The sequence below is a fragment of the Flavitalea plasmicola genome (genome assembly GCF_030546645.1).
Lineage (GTDB): Bacteria > Bacteroidota > Bacteroidia > Chitinophagales > Chitinophagaceae > Puia.
The window spans coordinates 614,734-632,649 of record NZ_JAUOTO010000001.1 but is presented as its reverse complement, the minus strand read 5'-3'; the positions used below and the strand labels follow the sequence as shown (position 1 = coordinate 632,649).

The 17,916-nt window shown below is 43.8% G+C and carries 15 protein-coding genes; 1 reads left to right on the top strand and 14 read right to left on the bottom strand.

The window, feature by feature from the left end; translation table 11 throughout:
* Nucleotides 1-453: 453 nt before the first annotated feature.
* The 4 genes from Q4E93_RS02445 to Q4E93_RS02430 all read right to left on the bottom strand — a co-directional run bounded on the left by Q4E93_RS02445 (nt 454) and on the right by Q4E93_RS02430 (nt 2,895).
* Nucleotides 454-885, bottom strand: coding sequence for a hypothetical protein (locus tag Q4E93_RS02445; RefSeq protein ID WP_303582497.1), 432 nt, complete (start codon nt 883-885; stop codon nt 454-456).
* Nucleotides 882-1,283, bottom strand: a complete 402-nt coding sequence (locus tag Q4E93_RS02440) for an ORF6N domain-containing protein (protein ID WP_303583233.1) — start codon at nt 1,281-1,283, stop codon at nt 882-884. Before Q4E93_RS02440 ends, Q4E93_RS02445 begins: the two co-directional genes overlap by 4 nt.
* Nucleotides 1,284-1,439: 156 nt before the next feature.
* Complete coding sequence (locus Q4E93_RS02435) at nt 1,440-2,300, bottom strand: helix-turn-helix domain-containing protein (RefSeq protein ID WP_303582496.1); 861 nt, start codon at nt 2,298-2,300, stop codon at nt 1,440-1,442.
* A 178-nt stretch (nt 2,301-2,478) separates the two neighbouring features.
* Complete coding sequence (locus Q4E93_RS02430; protein ID WP_303582495.1) at nt 2,479-2,895, bottom strand: OsmC family peroxiredoxin; 417 nt, start codon at nt 2,893-2,895, stop codon at nt 2,479-2,481.
* Between the two features lie 297 nt (nt 2,896-3,192).
* Here Q4E93_RS02430 and Q4E93_RS02425 point away from each other — a divergent pair, with 297 nt between their 5' ends.
* Complete coding sequence (locus Q4E93_RS02425) at nt 3,193-3,681, top strand: hypothetical protein (protein ID WP_303582494.1); 489 nt, start codon at nt 3,193-3,195, stop codon at nt 3,679-3,681.
* Between the two features lie 81 nt (nt 3,682-3,762).
* Here Q4E93_RS02425 and Q4E93_RS02420 read toward each other — a convergent pair whose 3' ends face one another.
* The 10 genes from Q4E93_RS02420 to Q4E93_RS02375 form a co-directional block, all read right to left on the bottom strand.
* Nucleotides 3,763-6,096, bottom strand: a complete 2,334-nt coding sequence (locus Q4E93_RS02420) for a redoxin domain-containing protein (RefSeq protein ID WP_303582493.1) — start codon at nt 6,094-6,096, stop codon at nt 3,763-3,765.
* Nucleotides 6,097-6,120: 24 nt separating this feature from the next.
* Entirely contained in the window at nt 6,121-7,509 is a 1,389-nt protein-coding gene (locus Q4E93_RS02415; RefSeq protein WP_303582492.1) for a RagB/SusD family nutrient uptake outer membrane protein, read from the bottom strand.
* Nucleotides 7,510-7,512: 3 nt separating this feature from the next.
* Nucleotides 7,513-10,959: a SusC/RagA family TonB-linked outer membrane protein gene (locus Q4E93_RS02410; protein WP_303582491.1), complete on the bottom strand. Its 3,447-nt coding sequence runs from the start codon at nt 10,957-10,959 to the stop codon at nt 7,513-7,515.
* A gap of 184 nt (nt 10,960-11,143) precedes the next feature.
* Nucleotides 11,144-12,364 carry a FecR family protein gene (locus Q4E93_RS02405; RefSeq protein WP_303582490.1) on the bottom strand — a complete coding sequence of 407 codons (1,221 nt, stop codon included), beginning with the start codon at nt 12,362-12,364 and terminating at the stop codon, nt 11,144-11,146.
* Between the two features lie 61 nt (nt 12,365-12,425).
* On the bottom strand, nt 12,426-13,037 hold the full coding sequence (locus Q4E93_RS02400) for an RNA polymerase sigma factor (protein ID WP_303582489.1): 612 nt from the start codon (nt 13,035-13,037) through the stop codon (nt 12,426-12,428).
* A gap of 191 nt (nt 13,038-13,228) precedes the next feature.
* On the bottom strand, nt 13,229-13,888 hold the full coding sequence (locus tag Q4E93_RS02395; protein ID WP_303582488.1) for a hypothetical protein: 660 nt from the start codon (nt 13,886-13,888) through the stop codon (nt 13,229-13,231).
* A gap of 12 nt (nt 13,889-13,900) precedes the next feature.
* Nucleotides 13,901-14,593, bottom strand: a complete 693-nt coding sequence (locus tag Q4E93_RS02390) for a hypothetical protein (RefSeq protein ID WP_303582487.1) — start codon at nt 14,591-14,593, stop codon at nt 13,901-13,903.
* Between the two features lie 104 nt (nt 14,594-14,697).
* Nucleotides 14,698-16,173, bottom strand: coding sequence for a serine hydrolase domain-containing protein (locus tag Q4E93_RS02385; RefSeq protein ID WP_303582486.1), 1,476 nt, complete (start codon nt 16,171-16,173; stop codon nt 14,698-14,700).
* A 46-nt stretch (nt 16,174-16,219) separates the two neighbouring features.
* Nucleotides 16,220-17,251: a ligand-binding sensor domain-containing protein gene (locus Q4E93_RS02380; RefSeq protein WP_303582485.1), complete on the bottom strand. Its 1,032-nt coding sequence runs from the start codon at nt 17,249-17,251 to the stop codon at nt 16,220-16,222.
* Nucleotides 17,252-17,267: 16 nt separating this feature from the next.
* Nucleotides 17,268-17,912: a YceI family protein gene (locus Q4E93_RS02375; protein WP_303582484.1), complete on the bottom strand. Its 645-nt coding sequence runs from the start codon at nt 17,910-17,912 to the stop codon at nt 17,268-17,270.
* Nucleotides 17,913-17,916 lie beyond the last annotated feature (4 nt).

Here is a 17,916-nt window from a genome sequence, read left to right as displayed (position 1 = left end):
AATCTCCGGAGATCTTCCTGGAAGGGGTTCGACATTCGTCCATTCCAGTCAACGAAGGCCTCTCGCGATAGCGAGGGGCTTTTTGGTTTGGGAGCGGTGAGAGCGCAGCTTTCAAGAGCGGACAAATGAAAAAGCTTCGACCGCGAAGCGGTCGGGGGGCCTTTGGGTAATGCAAAGCGGGCGGATCACCGGAGGCCGAAGACCGGAGGTAATCCAGGTCGGGCAACAAGTATCCCTCAGCTTTGCTGACCGCGTATCAATGGCTGGACTACGGATGAACAGTTGGATCATGGGCATAAGCACATTGCGATCCGCCAATTCCCCCGGGAATGCCTTCCATCATTAACCCGCCACCGACATTCTGGAGATTCCGATCCATTCTGACCAACACGAAACAGACTACCCAAAGAGAAAACCAAATGGGTTTCTGTAGTAAATCAGTATGGCGCTTCCCTACTTCATTTCCCTTTCCTGATCCCGCGTAACACCTTTAACGATAAACGCCCCCAGCCAGGCTCTTTCTGCTCCATAGTTTTCGGCGTTGCTCAACCGGTTCAGGCCTTCATAAGCTGCCAACAGCGCACTCATGGACAGGATATCTTCTTCGTTGACCTGTTCGTCCGGATGCTCCTGTAGCAGCTGCATCATGGGTTGAAAATCGGCCAGGATGGCGTCAAAGTAGCGTCTGCAAGTAGCCGTCTCCCCGATCGCTTCGAAAGCGGCAGCCGCCTCAATCATATCAGGTCCTAGGATGTTCGGATAGTGGGACATGATGGAACTGGTCACTTTGCATTTTAGGTGCAGTGTTTTCGCTTTATCTTGCTGGACTTCTTCGGCCAGTTGTTCCAGCCAACTCAACGTTTTCTGCAGCAGCGTGTCCATCATACCCTCAAAATGCCCGTTCTCTGTAGGACCCAGCACATGCGAATCCATTCCGGAAAATCATCGCCGGCAGTCTTCAAATTGATTCCGGGGAGTTCCAGGTCATCCGCTGCCTTATCTGACATGATCATCCATGCCGCCTTCAGGACCAGATCCGAAGTAGGGTATGCAGTTTTCGCTTTTCCAAAGGGCCAAATGCCGCTTCTCTTTGCTGCCGGATCCTCAGCGATCCGCTTGAATGCCTCGCCCAGCCGATTTTCAGCAATAGCTATCCAGAGGGCGACCTTTTTACTTCTTTCCAGATTGGGCTGCTGTAAAAGCTGGAACATGAAATCGACTGGGAATCGCTTTAAATTACGCTTTACAGCAACGTTAAGCGCCTTGGTTTCAGTCTCGTACAGGCGAACTTGCTCGGGGGAGCGGAAAAGCGGGCAACCTGGATTCCCAAAACCCGCCGCTACGTAAATTCATGCATGACGGCTATCTACCCGGCGACTCAAATCTTACGCTGCAGCGAACTACCTTATTTACCTAAAATCAATTTGCCAGAATGCTTTCTACCTTTCCTCTTTCTTCTTCCCTAGCTTTAAACGGTAATTTGAAGGCGAAGTATTATACTTATTACTGAAACTTCTGGTAAAATTGGCCAGGTCATTAAACCCACAATTAAAGGCTATGTCTGTGATACGCTCATCGGAAACTAAAAGCAGTTCCGCAGCTCTCTCCAACCCTTTGTTTTTAATATAATTCGCAGGGGAGTCGTTATACAATTTTTTAAATTCCCTTTTAAACGAAGAAACGCTTAAATTAGTTTTTTGTGCCAATTCATCGATGTTAACCTGGGAAAACAGGTTAGCTTCTATAATTTGTTTGAACGTATAGGTTGCTGGCGAAAAAAGTTGGGACAGTATGACTTGAATGGTTTCAGCATCCTGTGTCTGTGATAATAAAAGAATGATTTCCCTCAGTTTTAAAATCAAAATTTCATCGTTTACCAAAGATGGGTTTTCAAAATAAAAAAGGAGTCCTTCAATATATTTTTGAATTAAGAAATCGTTGTTGATCTTTTGGTTTGACTGGTTGGTGATTTTGTCGTTTTTCTGAAATATCAACGGAAGCTCTCTGTCGTAGATCTTCTTTAGAATGTCCGGATGGAAAGTAACGATTACAATTTCGCCATGGCTGTTATTTGCATTGTTGATCTGCTTTCCTGAGTTCAGGCAGTTCAGTAATAATGCATGTTTAGCAGGGATATGGAGACGCTCATCGTCGAATTGAAATTGCGTCTCACCATTCAACATATATAAAAAGCACGCCCGTTCCGCTACAGGAAAAGCAAATTCAAAAGGTGGTTTTAAATCCATTTTTTGAATAAATGTTTTTCCAAACAAATCAAATTTTTTATAGCCTGTAACCATTTAATCAATATTTGACAATACCACATCATCGTTTCATTCCTATTGATTTAAGTCGATGTGATATCTGCGTGAGATGCGATTGAATACACAATGCTCGTCCAAAGCTAAGCCAAACCCAGGCAAAAACCTTGACGAGACATTGTTATCCTACTATATGGACCCACCTTGAACTCAATTGCTATGAAACAAGATAAGCTTCGGAACTGATGGGCAAATTCAACACTTTAGAAATTAAACAGTTCTGTTCTGCCCCTTGGGTAATAGCTTCAAAAACCTCCGCACTAATGCCGGGTACATTTCCGGATATGGAAAGGTGAATTCCGGTAATTCCCGTACTATCCATTGATACAGTTGCTTCTGTATCCAACGAAACCGGGTTTAATCCTTTTTCTGTCAATGCAAAACTGACCGCCATTGTAAAACATCCGGCGTGTGCTGCGGCCAACAATTCTTCCGGATTAGTTCCTTTTTCATCTCCTACGAAACGTGTTCTAAAACTGTAATTTGTTTTGCTCAAAATTTCGCTTTGTGTGGTTAACTCTCCTTTTCCTTCCTTTACACTACCTGCCCAATGTGCTTTTGCTGTACGTTTCATTTTTGTATTATTTAAAATTATATTGTCACAATCGACAATGCAAAATTGTAATACAAAAAGTAGAACTACTTTTTATATCAGGTCAATTATTTGGCAATTTGGGCCAACCAATAGTTACTTAGCGTGATGCATGGCAATGAAAATATTTAGCTTCATCAACAGATTCAGCGAGATCGAGCTGGTCCTTTTTGCCGGGCTATATTGACAAATAATTGGCCTGAATGGCAAACTCATCATTTTTTTTGTTTTGCATCTTTGCATTATTAATTAAACATTCAAATTTTAAAAATTAAAGCGATGAGATTATCACATTTAGGTATTTTTCATACCATTATAGGTGTTGCAGCCATTGTTGCAGCAGTTATATCATTAATAAAAAACGGTAAAATAGATCTGAGCAAGTTGACCGGCAAGATATATTTTTATTGTACGTTGATCACCTCGTTAACCGCCTTAGGCTTATCCAGTGTTAAAGGTGTCAATCCGGGACATATTCTTGCTCTGTTAGTTGTACTTCTGATTTTGGCAGCTTATTTTCTTTATGCAAATAAGCAGGGGAGCAACCGCTATCGTTTTATCGAGAATTTTTCTCTTACCTTCAGCTTTTTCCTGTCGTTGATTCCCACCGTTAATGAAACTCTTAGCCGTGTTCCTGTGGGACATCCCTGGGCAAGTGGACCAAAAGATCCATTAATTGGGAAAACACTTCTTTTATTTTTCATCCTGTTTATTATCGGTTCTGTTTTGCAATTCAGGAAGCAAAAGAGAATCAATAAACCGATATAAATTTGTTTAACAATTGAGTGATCTACGGAGTTTTCCGGCATCCCGAAGGGTGACGGGGTAATCCAGGTCGGGCAACTTCCATCAAACAGGCTTCCTCGAAAGCTCGATCATCGCAGCTATCTCCTCCACGGCGGCATCCTGCCCTCCTGAAAAACCCGTCACCCAAAAACGGATGTTCCCCCTTCCGTCGATCACCAACTTGGTGGGGATTCCTCCGAGTTTGTAGTCTTCAGCAACACGGTTGACGCCTTCCGCATTCTTTACATCCATCAATACTTCAAATGGATAATGGTTGTCCATCATATACTTTTTTGCAACATTTGAAGCATCGGCACCTTTCTCCCAGGTATGAATAAATAAAAACCTGACATTCGGATCGTCTTTAAACCGCTGCAAAGCCGTCTGCATGATAGGGAAAGAAGCTTTGCAAGGACCGCACCAGGTGGCCCAGAAATCAAGCACGACTGTTTTCCCTCTCAGATCGGATAATGATACAGTATGTCCATCCACATCCTGTAAGGTAAAGTTTGCGGCGGGAGTATCGATGATTGTCTTAGAGACTTCGGCCTTGATCCTCTCTATCATCGCTCTCCTGATGTCAGCGAGATAATCTACGTAACCAGCAGCGCTTCCCTTGACCTTTGTATACATTTTTTTCAGATCGGACTTCATCAAGTCACTTGCCACGCCAAACCTTGCTGCTTTATCCAGGACCTGGAAAGCCTCCCTGCGCCGGCCAAGCCGCATCAGCACTGAGGCGTATACCTCGCATACGTCTGCTTCTGCAGTTTCCGATCCCTCATACATCTCTTTAAGGATTGACCGCGCTTCATCGAGCTTGTTTTGCTTTATATACACCTTACTTAAAGCCATAGAATATATTGGATACCCTGACGCGGCTATTAAGACGGCGGGATCACTGCTGGTTGTCGTAAAATAGGTATAAGCATTGGCCCTGGCCCTCCTGTATAACTCAGCGGCTTCGGTGAAATGCCCCGTCTTAACGAATGCTTCCGCAACCCGCGCCCAACCGTCGCCCTTCCAAAAAGGACTCTCCAGCATATTCGCGTACTTTAATGCCTTGCCGATATTATTCGCCTGCGCATAAGCAATGGCGACGGAATGGCGGGCATAATCATACTGTATCCTGTCGTTGGAATCGAATTCTTCCGGTGGGAAACGCTGCACCCAAACCTGGAACAGCCTTTCTTTTTTTCCGGCATCCTTTTCATTATAGATCGCCCGTAATTCCTCCCGCCTAAGCAATGAATCGGCAGTGGACGCTTTTTTCCCGGCATTATCAGGGAATATCTCACGCAGCTTATTCTCCAAAGCGTCACCCATAAAATCTACGGCGATAATTTTTCCGGCCGGATCGATGAGGAAGCTCTGAGGAGCATACCTAACCGAATACAGCTTTGCTACTTCATTCTTCCAGCCTTTCAGGTCGGAAATCTGCGGCCATGTCAAACCATCCGTGCGGATGGCCTTCAGCCACTGCTCCCTTTCATTCGAAGAATTGAGCGATACCCCCAGTATGGCAAAACCTTTTGACTTGTATTTATTGTAGGCTTTAACCAGGTTAGGATTCTCAGACCGGCACGGAGAACACCAGCTCGCCCAGAAATCGATCAACAGATACTTCCCTTTGAAGTCACGCAGTGACACCCATTTACCAGCTGTATCCGTTTGCGAAAAATCCGGGGCCATAGCGCCTATCGCTACGCCTTTTTTCCTGGCTAACGCATCCCCGATCTCAACACCAACCCTACTTGTCACAATACGCTTGTCGAGCGAACTATACAATGAATCGATCTCTGCATAGCCAGGCTGCTCCGAAATTACGGTAGGTATTAGTAAGGAACTGAATCCCGCATAAGTCCTCAATATGAAAAGGCTCATGTAAGAGTCTGGATTATCCTTTATGAACTGCAGGTAGAGCTGCTTCTGCTTTGCTCCAATCGCATTCATCTGCCTATCGTCGGTGCAGCGCCTGAATTCCTCATCCACCGGCTTTAACAGTGCCCTGAACCTGGTATAGTCCGCATTCAAAGGCCCGCCGATGACCGTGGCATTAGAAATGGTGTCCGGACTCGTGATGGATATTTTCCCCTGTTCGATGTAAAACATCAGCTTAAACGGGATGTAGCCAATCTGGACCGACGAGGGGCCTGTCCCCTGTTCGTTAACAACTATGTGAGCAGACATAGGCTGATGGGTTATTCCGGCGAACTGAAAATAACCATCCTTTATCACCGCCGAGTCTATAGTTCCATCATAGAACAAATATGTTTTTGCAGGCGCACTCAAATGGCCAATCTTTCCAGCAATCAAATACTTTTGATCCTGCGCGAAGGTCAAAGAAGTTAAAACAACCGTAAATAAGAAAACACCCGATAACTTATTATAATTCATCGACAACATTTTTTAAAATTTTAATCAGGGATTCTGATCCAGGAATGGATTCGCCTGAATCTCATTAATAGGAATTGGGAATAGTGCAGCTGAGGATTTCCACGACGGTTTTGCGGCACCTAACACGGCATCTATCGTCTTCGTCCGCTTTAAGTCGATCCAACGATTTCCCCACTCACAAAACAATTCCACCTGACGTTCATGCCATATTGCAGTTAAAGCGTCGGCTTTTACATTCGTGTTGATATCAATCCGATCTGCCGCCCTGTCTCTTATCTTATTCAAATCCGCCATCGCCTCCGGGTATTTTTCCAACTGCGCAAATGCCTCCGAACGAACCAGATAAATGTCGGCTAACCTCAGGACCATATAGTCCTCCGCAGGAGTCTGATCGGATGAAGTGTTCTTGTACTTATAAGGATAATAATAGTTCTCACCTTGAACGGTGTTGATTCCCGCCCAATTCGTCAGCCGCGGATCACCGGGTTCGAAGGCATCGAGCAACTGCGGGCTCATCATATAGTCCGGCTGATAGTCCGAACGATAAGGAACGAAAGTTGCGGCTTCCGGTGTTTGCTGATAGGTACCATTGGCTGGCAATTGCCAAATAGCTTCTTTGCTACCGCTTAAAAATACGGCGTCCAAAGTTTCCAATTGGTAAAGCGTTGAGGCAATGACACTGCTGGCCGCGTCTATCGCCTCCTGGTATTTCCCCAGGTATAAATAGACTTTCGACAGTAATGCCTGCGCAACATACAGATTAGGTCTCTTCCGGCCTTCCGAGGGATAATCACCTGTCAGGTCCTGTTGAGCATCCGTCAAATCCGATAATATGAAACTCAAAACATCAGATACAGGAGATCTAGGCGTGCTTTGCGTGCGCTTATAATCGGTGGAGGTAATAATTGGAACGGCACCCCAGAGATTGATCATATGGTAGTAGTAAAGCGCCCGATCTACTTTCAATTCCCCCAGGAGCTGGCGTTTCAATTTAACGCTGATTGCACTCGTACCGGCAATACGCTCAATACAGAGATTCATCTGAAAAATGTTCTTATAGGCATCTGACCACATGCTACGGATGCTTGAATTATCCGGCAACACCATATTATTATAGAAATCGACGGCGCCATAAGCATTCGGTCCGACCACCAGCTCATCACCGGCCAATGCAGTATTTATGGTGATCAAGCCGCTGGCAAATTGGGCATAAGATGCGGCTGTCGCAAAATTGCTGTATACTCCCGCCACTGCAGCGATGATATCGCTGCTATCTGCAAATACACGTCCGACCGACAATTGGTTGGTAGGATTCGACGGGATCTCTATCAATTTCCTGCACGAAGTCAATATTAACCCCAACAATACGATGGTATAAAAATGTGGCCTATTGAGAAGCGTAGTCAGTTTCATAATCTATAAATTTATCGTAAGACCAAAGTTGATGGTGCGTTGAATAGGGAAGGTAAAAATGTCCGTCAATTCAGGATCGCCCACTTTAAAATTGGTCAACAAGAATAGGTTCTGGCCATTTACATAAAACTTTCCGTCTGTTATTCCCAGCTTTTTACATAGTCCAGCAGGAAGCATATAAGAAAGCGCCACTGTTCTCAACCTTATATATGAACCATCACTATATGCCCCGGATGAGGTTGTAAAATAATATCCGGGAAGACTGAAGCGCGTTGACAGTTTTTGGACAGTCGCCATATCGCCTGGTTCTCTCCAGCGGTCCAGGATCTCCACCGGCTGATTGTACATCTCGCCAGGTCTTGTGTTCAGGTACAGGTTCTTCAAATAGTTTGCCTGTTGTTTCTTCTGAAACTGGAACTGGAAATAGAGACTAACGTGTTTATAGGAGATAGTATTTCCGAGTCCCCCGATAAACTTAGGGGCCGTATTGGCAATTGTTTGAAAATCGCCTCCCTGAGCCGGAATACCATATACAGGATCAGTCGTTGCTGAACCGTCACTTTTATAAAACTCAAAAGAACCAGTCTTCGGATTTACGCCTTTAAGACCATAGCCCTTTTCAATATTCACGGATTCGCCTAGCGTGTAGATGGCGGCGTAAGAAGATTGTGCCAGGCCAGGGAATGAGATCAATTTATTCCGATTGGCTGAAATATTGAAGCTCGTATTCCAGGTGAAATTCCCCCCTGCCATATTCTTTGAAGTTACATTGAATTCTATCCCCTGATTCTGTACTGTTGCGGCAAAGTTCGACAATACAGAAGGAAAGCCGGTCTGAGACGGCAGCGTATAGCTGATCAACTGGTCGCTGGTCCTGTCCCGGTAGTAATTTACGTTCAACAGGATACGATCGTTAATGAATCCAAGATCAAGCCCGGCATTCATCGACTTCTTTGTATCCCATCCGTAGTTTGGATTATAAGGATTCTGAACAAATAAAGGCCGTATTCCCTGGAAGTTCGGCAAGGAGCCGTCATTCGCAAACAACTGCTGATATTGATAGGGATTCGTAGCATCGGTGCCTACGCTTCCATAGCTTGCCGTCAGTTTTCCGTAAGAGATCAGTTTGTTTGCGCCTCTGAAGAACTTCTCTTCCGAGAAGATCCACCCCAGTCCAACCGAACCAAATGCCGCGAATTGCCTGCCAGGACCAAAATTACTGGACCCGTCCCTTCTCCCGGAAACCTGGACAATGTATTTCATATCATGCGTATAACCCAGCCTGGCAAAGGCCCCGACATATTTGTAGGGGTTATACGAATCTGTGGCGGTGATGGTAGCTGCCGATGCGATCGAGCCCAGCAGCGCTTCATCGCTATAATCGGAGCCATTCAGCTGAACGCGGGATATCGTATTCTTCTTATATGTGCCACCTACCAGCGCTGTGAACGTCCCTCTTCCAAAATTGCGCTGATAATTAAGCTGAGGCTCGATGTTGATGGTCTCGAAGGTATTATTTGTAAAAGAAGCTCTTGAAGTGGGATTGTTGCTTGGGTTGATCGTGCTCGCAGGTAGCCGCTGATCTTCATTGCTAAGTATCCTGTTGTACCCCATATTTACGTTACACCGGAGGCCTGTGAATATACGATACCCTAATGAGAGTGAATTGTTCATGTTGTATACATTCAACAGGCTTGGCTGTTTCAACGCTGCCGGATACTGAACAAATTGGGAGGTATTATATCCTTTATATCTCCAGGCCGGATTGCCGTCGGCGTTGTACAGATCCGGAAAATTCGGAGGCGTTAAAATGCCCGATATCAGGGACGGCGAGGCCGCGGAGTAATTTCGTTCATAGGCGTAATCGAATCCAAACTGAACCGTAAGCCGATTGTCTGTCGAAGCATAATTCAGATTAGAATGAAGCGTAAAGCGCTTGTCAGAAAAGTTGCCATTGAAATTATATCCTGAATTCGTATATCCCGGTGAAAGGAGGAAAGTGATCCTATCAGACCCCCCGGACAAACTTACATGGGCATCCGTATTTCTGGCTGTGTGCGAAAGGTAATAATCTGCCCAATCCGTACGCTTGTTTTGATCAAAAAGCAACAGATCCGGATAGGCCAGGGGTGAAGCGGTAGACAGGTTTATTCCGTCATTCTGCAAGGCTTCGCGTCTGTAAGCTAAATACTGTTCCAGGTTCATCAATTTGTACTTCCTGGAAGGTGAATTAACCGCTGTATTGAAAGTCGCCTGCACCCTCGTTTTACCGGCCCTTCCCTTCTTCGTAGTGATCAATATCACTCCATTCGCCCCTTGCGTCCCATAGATGGATGTTGCAGAAATGTCCTTTAATATGGTGATACTTTCAATATCGGCAGGATTCAGGCTACTGAATGGACTCATTCCGGCGAAACTCGTGGTTATATCACCGCTTCCAAAGGAGCTTAATGAATTAATATTGATGTTTTGCGCCGCAGCAGGCACCCCATCGATGATAAACAATGGCTGGTCGTATGGTTTTTCTCCAAAACCAATCTGTGACAATGAATTCTGGCCTCTCACCTGAACCTTGATCGCAGCACCGGGCGCTCCTGATGTAGGGGTAATGTTCAAACCTGGGACCAGGCCTTCCAGCGCCGCGAGCGGATTACTCACGGGTTGATTTTCTATCGCAGCAGAGGAAACGGTGCTCACTGCTCCAACACCGAAGCGCCTGCTTTCAGTTCCGTAGCCAACGAGCACGATCTCATCCAGCTTTGATAGAGAACGTGCCAGGCTTATCGTGAAAGCTATTCCGGAGCCAGATGTCCGATCGGCAGACGCGAGAATTGCGCTCGTTATCTTATACTCTGTGGGCTGGTAGCCAACATAGGTTACCATTAAGAGATCGCCGGAACTGACATTTAGGCTAAATACACCATCAAGGCCAGTTACCGTAGATTTTTTTGATCCTTTGATAACCACCGACGCACCCACCAGCGGATTGCCGTCAGCATCCACCACACGGCCCCGGACGGGGGAAGGAAGTGGACTATTCGATACAGATGCTGCGGGTCGTTCAGGCCGCTCCGAAGGCCCGGCGAGTGCAGGATAGATATTGATGGTCTTACTCTCGATGACGTATTTCAGCGGCTGTGTTTTAAATAATTCGTCAAGGAACGAAACCAGCGGAAGATTGTGCGCATCAATTGTAACGGGTCTTCCCAGGGCCAGGTCCGTTTTCTTGTACCAGAAAAGGTATCCTGTTTGTTGCTTAACGGCTGAAAAGACCTCTTTCAAGGAAACATTTTTTCCTGAAAAAGTAACGTTTTGGGAAAATCCCGTGGCAGACACGTTGAAAAGAAATACTCCCAGAAAAAAAGCAGGTAGCTTCATAACAAGCAGGGGTTTGGTGCAGGCATGGGTACCCGCGCGGAAAGGCCATCGCGGATTAGCAGTTATTTTCATAACTTAGTTTACCGTTTTAAGTGATTGAATAAGCAGTCTGGCCAGACTTTGTCTTTGAATGTTACCTGAAACGTTCCGGCCAATGATGTTTCGAGCATCGTTGGCTTTTTGTTACGGGTAAGAAGTTTATCTGTTTTGGTTATAAATGAAATACCTGTGGGTTATGAGTTTTATTATTCCTGTTCTACTTTTCACTGATGATCAAAGTTCTGCCTTCAAGCCGTGTGTTGACCCCAAAATTGTTTAAAAAACGAACTATTCCTGATAACTTTACTCCACGATCCACCTGCCCTTCGGTCTTAAACCCGGGCAGCCCATGTTCGAATTTAACGTCGATGTCGTACCATCGCTCTAACTGCTTCATGACGGTCTGAAGATCGGCGTCATCAAAATCGAATATGCCGTTCTTCCAGGCCAGGGCCTGCCCGATATTGGCGGATAGAACTTTCGTAGTGGCCGGATCATTGTCGGAGATAACCGCCTGCTGACCCGGCTTCAAGACCACGCCGCGACCCATTCCCGGAAATGTATGCGAGGGTAAGACCCTGACACTTCCTTCCACCAGGGTGGTCTTTATATTTCCTTCATCCGGATAAGAATTGATATTGAAACCCGTTCCCAATACCTGGACCACGGACTTTCCGTCAACATCTACCAGGAAGGGTCTGGCTTTATCCTTTGCCACTTCCATATATACTTCACCCGATACCTTCACCTTTCGGTCATTGCCGACGAACACAGCCGGATAGATGATCGAACTGGCGGCATTTAGCCAGACCCTTGTTCCGTCCGGAAGCACTAACTGGTACTGTCCGCCGCGGGGTGTTCTCATGGTATTCATCATTACCTGTCCCTGCGATGTCCCTTTGAGATCGTAGACGATCCGTCCATTGGGCAGCTTGACTATCGACGAGTTACCCTGTTGAGCGATGGCGCCATTGGCGGTACTGTCAAGGTTTAAGGTCGTTCCATCCGATAAGGTAAGCAGCGCCTTATTGGTACCCGGAAGAATGTCAGGGGAGGCAACGCTTACCTTGGGCGTGTTGGAAGGCTTTGGTTGCCTGTCGGAAGACCTTATAACGATGGTTACAATGCCAACGGCCAGGATCAAAATGGCAGCAGCAGCACTTCCCCACCTGCGCAGGAAATGAATGCGGTGAATGGTCGGCATCGAATTATATCCAGGAACAGACCGATCCTTGAAGTTGGCGCTGGCCATAAATCGCCGGAGGGCCTTATCATTGTTTTCCTTATCTGTTACCGCTGCAAGATAGGTAAGCACGGCCTGCTCCAGGTCCTTTTCCCCGAATAGGTCGTTGTTCAATTCCCCCTGCCGATGCCATTCCCTCAGCTGAGCCTGTTCCTGTTCGGTCACAGGCAAGCCGGCCAGTCGTTTTTTCAGCATGTCGAAAATATGTGGCGGAATGTTCGTCATTTAAGTATGTACAGTTGAGGATGCCGTTTTATTACAGCAAATCAAAAAAAATTAAAAAAAAGATGAAACTGGAAAAAAACTGGTCCTTCATGCCTTTTGTCAGCCTTTCAATGGCCCTGAATTTATGGGTTCTGACATTCGTTGCCGTGGTACCCAGCTTTTCGGCCGTTTCAGCAATGGACAAGCCTTCGATATATAGCAGCCTGATGACCTGCACCTGTATAGGGGTCAGATGGACGAATTCCTTGTTCAGGCGGTGATAGACCTCCTCTTTGAGTGCTATCTCATCCATCTGACGCTGCGCCTCGACACGAAAATGTTCGATCAAATCACCGCTGCGCTCCTCAAGTCTGCGGTTCCGCTCCAGGTAATTCAGACAGCGGTTACGCACCATCCTGTAGAGGTAGGCCTGGATGTTATCGGGCGACAGGTCTTTTTCCCTGATGTTAAGCCAAAAATTAAGAAAAGCCTCCTGGACGATGTCCTCCGCGTCGATGGGGTCCCTGATGATTTGATTGGAGAAATAATGGAGTCGCGGGTAGTAGAGCCTGAAAATATGCTTCATGGCGGTCTCATCGCCCTGTTTGAGTTGTTCAATGAGCCGCTGTTGAGCTTCTTTCTTGTTTAATTCACCGTTATCCACCAGGCTCCAAAAGTGATTTGGGTGTAAAATAGAATATTTTTCATAAATGATCACCCGGCATCCGCTCTATTCTCTCTCATTCAAAACTTCCAATATAGACCAGGTTCCCCGGCTTTACCGAGGATCATTGCCGTTGGATAGCGAACAGGTGGTTCCCGACTATGGAGAGGCCATTATCTTTCGCGCCCTGTTTATTTCTGTAATATCAATTTTTTTAAATTAATACTTCCGCAATTAATTTCTTTTTCATCAATTAATGATCGTCCTTGTTTGCCGGCGTATCGCATAACTTTATAAAAAAGGTTTTGCCCCTTTATACTTAGTCCTGTTCGAAATGGACCAACTACTCCGATATCAAAGAGAATTGCAACATAAAAACCACCCGATCCTTTTGGCTCAATCGTTCTTTTTAAGGTTGCCGGCTTATGAATATTATTATCCAAAAAAGATTTTAAATCCGTGATACCATAGTCTGGCAATGGTTCTTTATCAAGTGTCATTGTATCGGAAGGAAGCAATATTTTAAAGTATCTACCAGGTAAAGACGGAACTTCATATTCTACAGGAAAGTCAATATTCAATTCCAATGGACTTTCTGTTTCATTGGTTATTCGAGTCCAAAATAAAACTTTATTTGCTTTCTTCCCATTAGGTTCAGTGTATATTATACCTCTTGAAAAACTGTTTTGTATGATTAGACGCTTACCGGCAGAGTCAGTATACTCATATTTAGAGTAAATATTAAGACCTTTAGATCCCGGGGAAGTGACTGTGTCTGGTTTGTTCTGCCCTCCACAGGAAGTACAAAAAACAAGCATCAGGAACAAACGATATACGTGTTCGTATTTCATAATTTCTCTTAATTACTTAAGATTTAAATTAATCCTTCCACATTGAATTTCTTTATCGCTTGATTTACTGTTACTTTTTGACCCATCAATTTTTATTCTATAAAAAAGATCCTGCCCTTTTAGGCTAAGCCCCGTTCGCATGGTACCATGTGCTCCATCAACCAAGCAGAGCATTACAACATAAAAACCACTCGATTTTTTTGGATCAATGGTTCTTTTCACCGAAGACGGATTATGAATATTCCTATCTAAAAAAAATTCTAAATCTGTCAGGCCATAATTAAACAAGTAGAATTTTTCAAGTGTCATTGTGTCGGGAGGAACCAATATTTTAAAGTATTTACCAGGTAAAGACGGAACCTCATATGAATCTACAGGAAAGTCAATCTTCAATTCAAGGGGATTATCTGTTTCATTGATTATCCGGGTCCAAAAAACAGCCCAAACATATACTTCGCCATTAGGGTCAGTGTATTTTGTTCCACCTCTTGGGTAGCCGTTTTCTATTATCAGGCGCTTACCGACAGAGTCAGTATACTCATACTTAGAGTAAATATTGCGATCATTAAATCTGGGGGAAGCGACTGTGTCCCTGGTTTCGGGCTTGACAATTTCTTCAGGTGAGATTGTTGGGTTTTGTCCCGTACAGGAAGAGAGAAAAAAAGGCATTGAGAACAGTACAAATAATTTTGCTATTTTTTTCATTTTCATTTAACTTTTTACTATCCGGCAAGGTTGCTTATAAAAAAGTAAGTCCAGTGTCGATGCAGAAAACTGTTGTTTTGGATAAAGTTTTGGCGGAGGCTTGACTATTCCATTTTCACGGCTTGCATTTTATAACCATTATCATTAATCTCAAAGCCAATGATCCTATCGCTTTTGTCTTTTGTAAATCTTTGTTCTGATCCAGCCATTTCCAACATAAAAAACTCAGTATCAGAAGTAAAATAAATTTTGTATTTCGTTTTACTGTTCAACCTTATCACCAGACCTTCTTTTTCCAGGGTAACCTTAAGTGTATCTCTATGTAGTTTGTAGTTTCCCACGTATGATCTCAATATTTCATTATTTACGGTAACAACGTTTTTAATTTTCGGCGTATAAAAATCTTTCCAGTGATAAACAGAAGCAAGGGAATTGACTATTTCGCTTAATAGACTTCCATTATCGGTATTTGCCATTACCACTACTCCATTCCCATTTTCCATGCTGCCGTAATATGCACCGACAAAGCCTTCATCCCAACCATCATGGTTGAAATATTTTTCATTTCCCTTCTTAATAATAAACACTCCTAACGCTGCAGCGCTATCAATATAAGGGGTCAATCTAAGCCTGGTTGTTTCCGGGGAAAGTACTTTATTGCTTCTTCCCTGTAATGATAGTTGTGTTTCTATAATATATTTAGCTAAGTCCGTAGGGGTTGTCCATAGGCCCGCAGCAGCTTGTTCAGGATAAATATGATACTTCCCCTTCACCTCTTTCCCGTCATTATAATAACCTGTTGCTAATAAATTTTCTTTACCCGCGGGCGGCGGTTGGGTATAAAAACTATTGCTCATTCCCATTGGGTTTAATATATTGTTCCACATGTATGCATCGTATGGTTGCCCTGTTACATCCTGCAATATTAGCTGCGATATGGTTGTTCCTCCACCTGAATATTCATATCTAAGAGATGGCTCATACATGGACCGAATCGCTTTATTGTTCGCCGGCTTTTCGCCATTTAAAATTTGTGTCAGTGCAGGTATGGTATCTCCTTTTTCATAACCGTCAAATCCATGTACTGTTAATCCTGCTGTATGGCTTAACAGATTTGCTATCGTTATTTTTTTCCCTTTTGACAGAGAATCATAAGGAAACTTCCATGATTTCAAATAAATATTAATATCTGAATCAAGGTTCAATTTGCCTTCCTGTACCAATTTTAAAATACCAACCCCATTTAATGATTTACTAATTGAACCCGCTTGAAATAATGTATTAATTGTTATTGGCCGTTGCTCCGCACTATCTGCCCAGCCATATCCTTTTGCCCACTCGATTTTATAATCTTTTATCAATGCGATACTTACTCCGTTTACATGATTAGTTTTCATTCTGTCGGCAAGTGTAAATTGCTGATTGCCTATTTGCACCCATAAACCTAAATTCTTTTCAAACTTTTTAATCTTTGCTTGCACCTCTTTTGAATAGGTTGTATTATTTTGTCCAAATAGAAAACTTGTTTGGATACAAAAGAATAGAAACAAAAAAAATGGCGTAAAAAATACTTTGTACATAAGATTATATTAAACGTTTTTGAAGATTTAAAATCAGCAATACATATTATTTTTGACCGCCTGCACTTTTAAAGTCCGTGATGGTCTTTCCATCATAACGATGCACCCCACCTCCAGATCCAAACCAAATACTGCCATCGTTAGCTTCCAAAAGTCCCAAAAAAGCTGGTGGTCCTGACATGATTTCGGTTACAATGGGCATTTTATTGTACAAGGACTTTGCATCATAACGTGAAAGTGCCCAGACCTTCGGATTTACTTCACCTGTAGTCCAGATGTTTCCTTTTTTATCTTCTATTATTGCAAAAGCCCCCCTCTGCGATACCTTAGTAAAGGTTCTGCCGTCATAGCGCCAAAGCCCATCAACGTCACCGAACCAAATGATTCCTTTTTTATCTTCGATTATTGACCAAACGTTGTTAAACCCTTTACCATCTTTGTTTTTTAGAACGGTAAATGTTTTTCCGTCATAAAAAAAAGGCTCGCCCCTTGTTCCAAACCATAATTTCCCGGTGTTGTCTTCCATGATAGTAGTAAGATCATTACTGGAAAGTCCTTCTTTAGTTGTAAAATTTTGAAAAGATTTCCCATCGTAACGGCTTGCTCCACCTCCTCCAGTGGCGAACCAAATAATGCCGGCTTTATCTTCGTAAATACACATAACCGCATTATTAGCAAGTCCCTCCCTGGTTGTAAAATGTCGAAATGTTTTCCCATTGTAACCATAAACTCCGGAATCAGTGGAAGCGAACCAAAGGTTTCCGCCTCGATCTTCCAGGACATCCCAGAATCTGTGCCAACCTATTTTACTACTTGTGAGATTAGTAAACGATTTTCCATCGTATCGAAAAACACCACCCCATGATGCAGCAATCAAAATGTTTCCGTTTCTATCTTGCTTTATCTTCCGAACCATACTGATAGGCACTTTGGAGGTGGTCGCCTCTTTAAGCTGAGACTCAGAGAGGCCATTGTGTTCTTTACTGAAATTATCTTGTGGTACTTTTGTTTGGTTTTGTCCGCAGGAGGCGTGAAAAACAAACAGCAGCAACAATGCATATACGTGTGCGTATTTCATAACTTCTTTTTGATGTCTATTTTTTTGCTACAACCTTTATATTGAATTCAATGGAATCCGCAATAGCCTGATCCTTTAAATTATCAAAGAACTTTCCTGATTTATATCGGACATCCCATAGTGTTCGATCAATGACCAGCTTACCACTGGCTTTGACAATTCCGTCTTTCATTTCCATTTTGACCGGAAAGGTAACGGGGTGTGTGATACCTTTAATGGTCAGGTTCCCAGTGATCTCTTTATCTTCCACATTTATTGATGCAACGCTGGAAATGGCAATTGTAGAAAACGGGAATTTTTTAACATCAAAGAAATCAGGACCTTTTAAGTGATTAATAAGGCCATTATCTCTCGAGTGGTCATGGCCCTCAATTTTGTTCATTTCTATTTCAACGGTGCCACCCATCAATTGACCGTTTTCAATCATCAATTCTCCTTTAGATATATAGGCGTACCCTTCATGGTTCCCAGGAACACTTGAACCTTTCCATGCTACTACACTTTCCTTCGTATCTATTATAAAGTATTTTTCGTCCCCAATATGCAAGGATATGGAACTTGCCGATGCATTTTTATTTTCCCCTGTTACAGGTGCACCACAACCGAAGAATAAAGGAGCAATAATTAAAATTAAGCAGGTGGCATATAGGTTGTTATTCATACTA

Bases quoted from the DNA above. Each gene is read 5' to 3' on its own strand.
- Q4E93_RS02375 (WP_303582484.1), bottom strand. From the start codon at position 17,912: ATGAATAACAACCTATATGCCACCTGCTTAATTTTAATTATTGCTCCT.
- Q4E93_RS02425 (WP_303582494.1), top strand. From the start codon at position 3,193: ATGAGATTATCACATTTAGGTATTTTTCATACCATTATAGGTGTTGCA.
- Q4E93_RS02410 (WP_303582491.1), bottom strand. From the start codon at position 10,959: ATGAAAATAACTGCTAATCCGCGATGGCCTTTCCGCGCGGGTACCCAT.
- Q4E93_RS02385 (WP_303582486.1), bottom strand. From the start codon at position 16,173: ATGTACAAAGTATTTTTTACGCCATTTTTTTTGTTTCTATTCTTTTGT.
- Q4E93_RS02430 (WP_303582495.1), bottom strand. From the start codon at position 2,895: ATGAAACGTACAGCAAAAGCACATTGGGCAGGTAGTGTAAAGGAAGGA.
- Q4E93_RS02415 (WP_303582492.1), bottom strand. From the start codon at position 7,509: ATGAAACTGACTACGCTTCTCAATAGGCCACATTTTTATACCATCGTA.
- Q4E93_RS02405 (WP_303582490.1), bottom strand. From the start codon at position 12,364: ATGCTGAAAAAACGACTGGCCGGCTTGCCTGTGACCGAACAGGAACAG.
- Q4E93_RS02390 (WP_303582487.1), bottom strand. From the start codon at position 14,593: ATGAAAAAAATAGCAAAATTATTTGTACTGTTCTCAATGCCTTTTTTT.
- Q4E93_RS02420 (WP_303582493.1), bottom strand. From the start codon at position 6,096: ATGAATTATAATAAGTTATCGGGTGTTTTCTTATTTACGGTTGTTTTA.
- Q4E93_RS02380 (WP_303582485.1), bottom strand. From the start codon at position 17,251: ATGAAATACGCACACGTATATGCATTGTTGCTGCTGTTTGTTTTTCAC.
- Q4E93_RS02435 (WP_303582496.1), bottom strand. From the start codon at position 2,300: ATGGTTACAGGCTATAAAAAATTTGATTTGTTTGGAAAAACATTTATT.
- Q4E93_RS02445 (WP_303582497.1), bottom strand. From the start codon at position 885: ATGATGGACACGCTGCTGCAGAAAACGTTGAGTTGGCTGGAACAACTG.
- Q4E93_RS02395 (WP_303582488.1), bottom strand. From the start codon at position 13,888: ATGAAATACGAACACGTATATCGTTTGTTCCTGATGCTTGTTTTTTGT.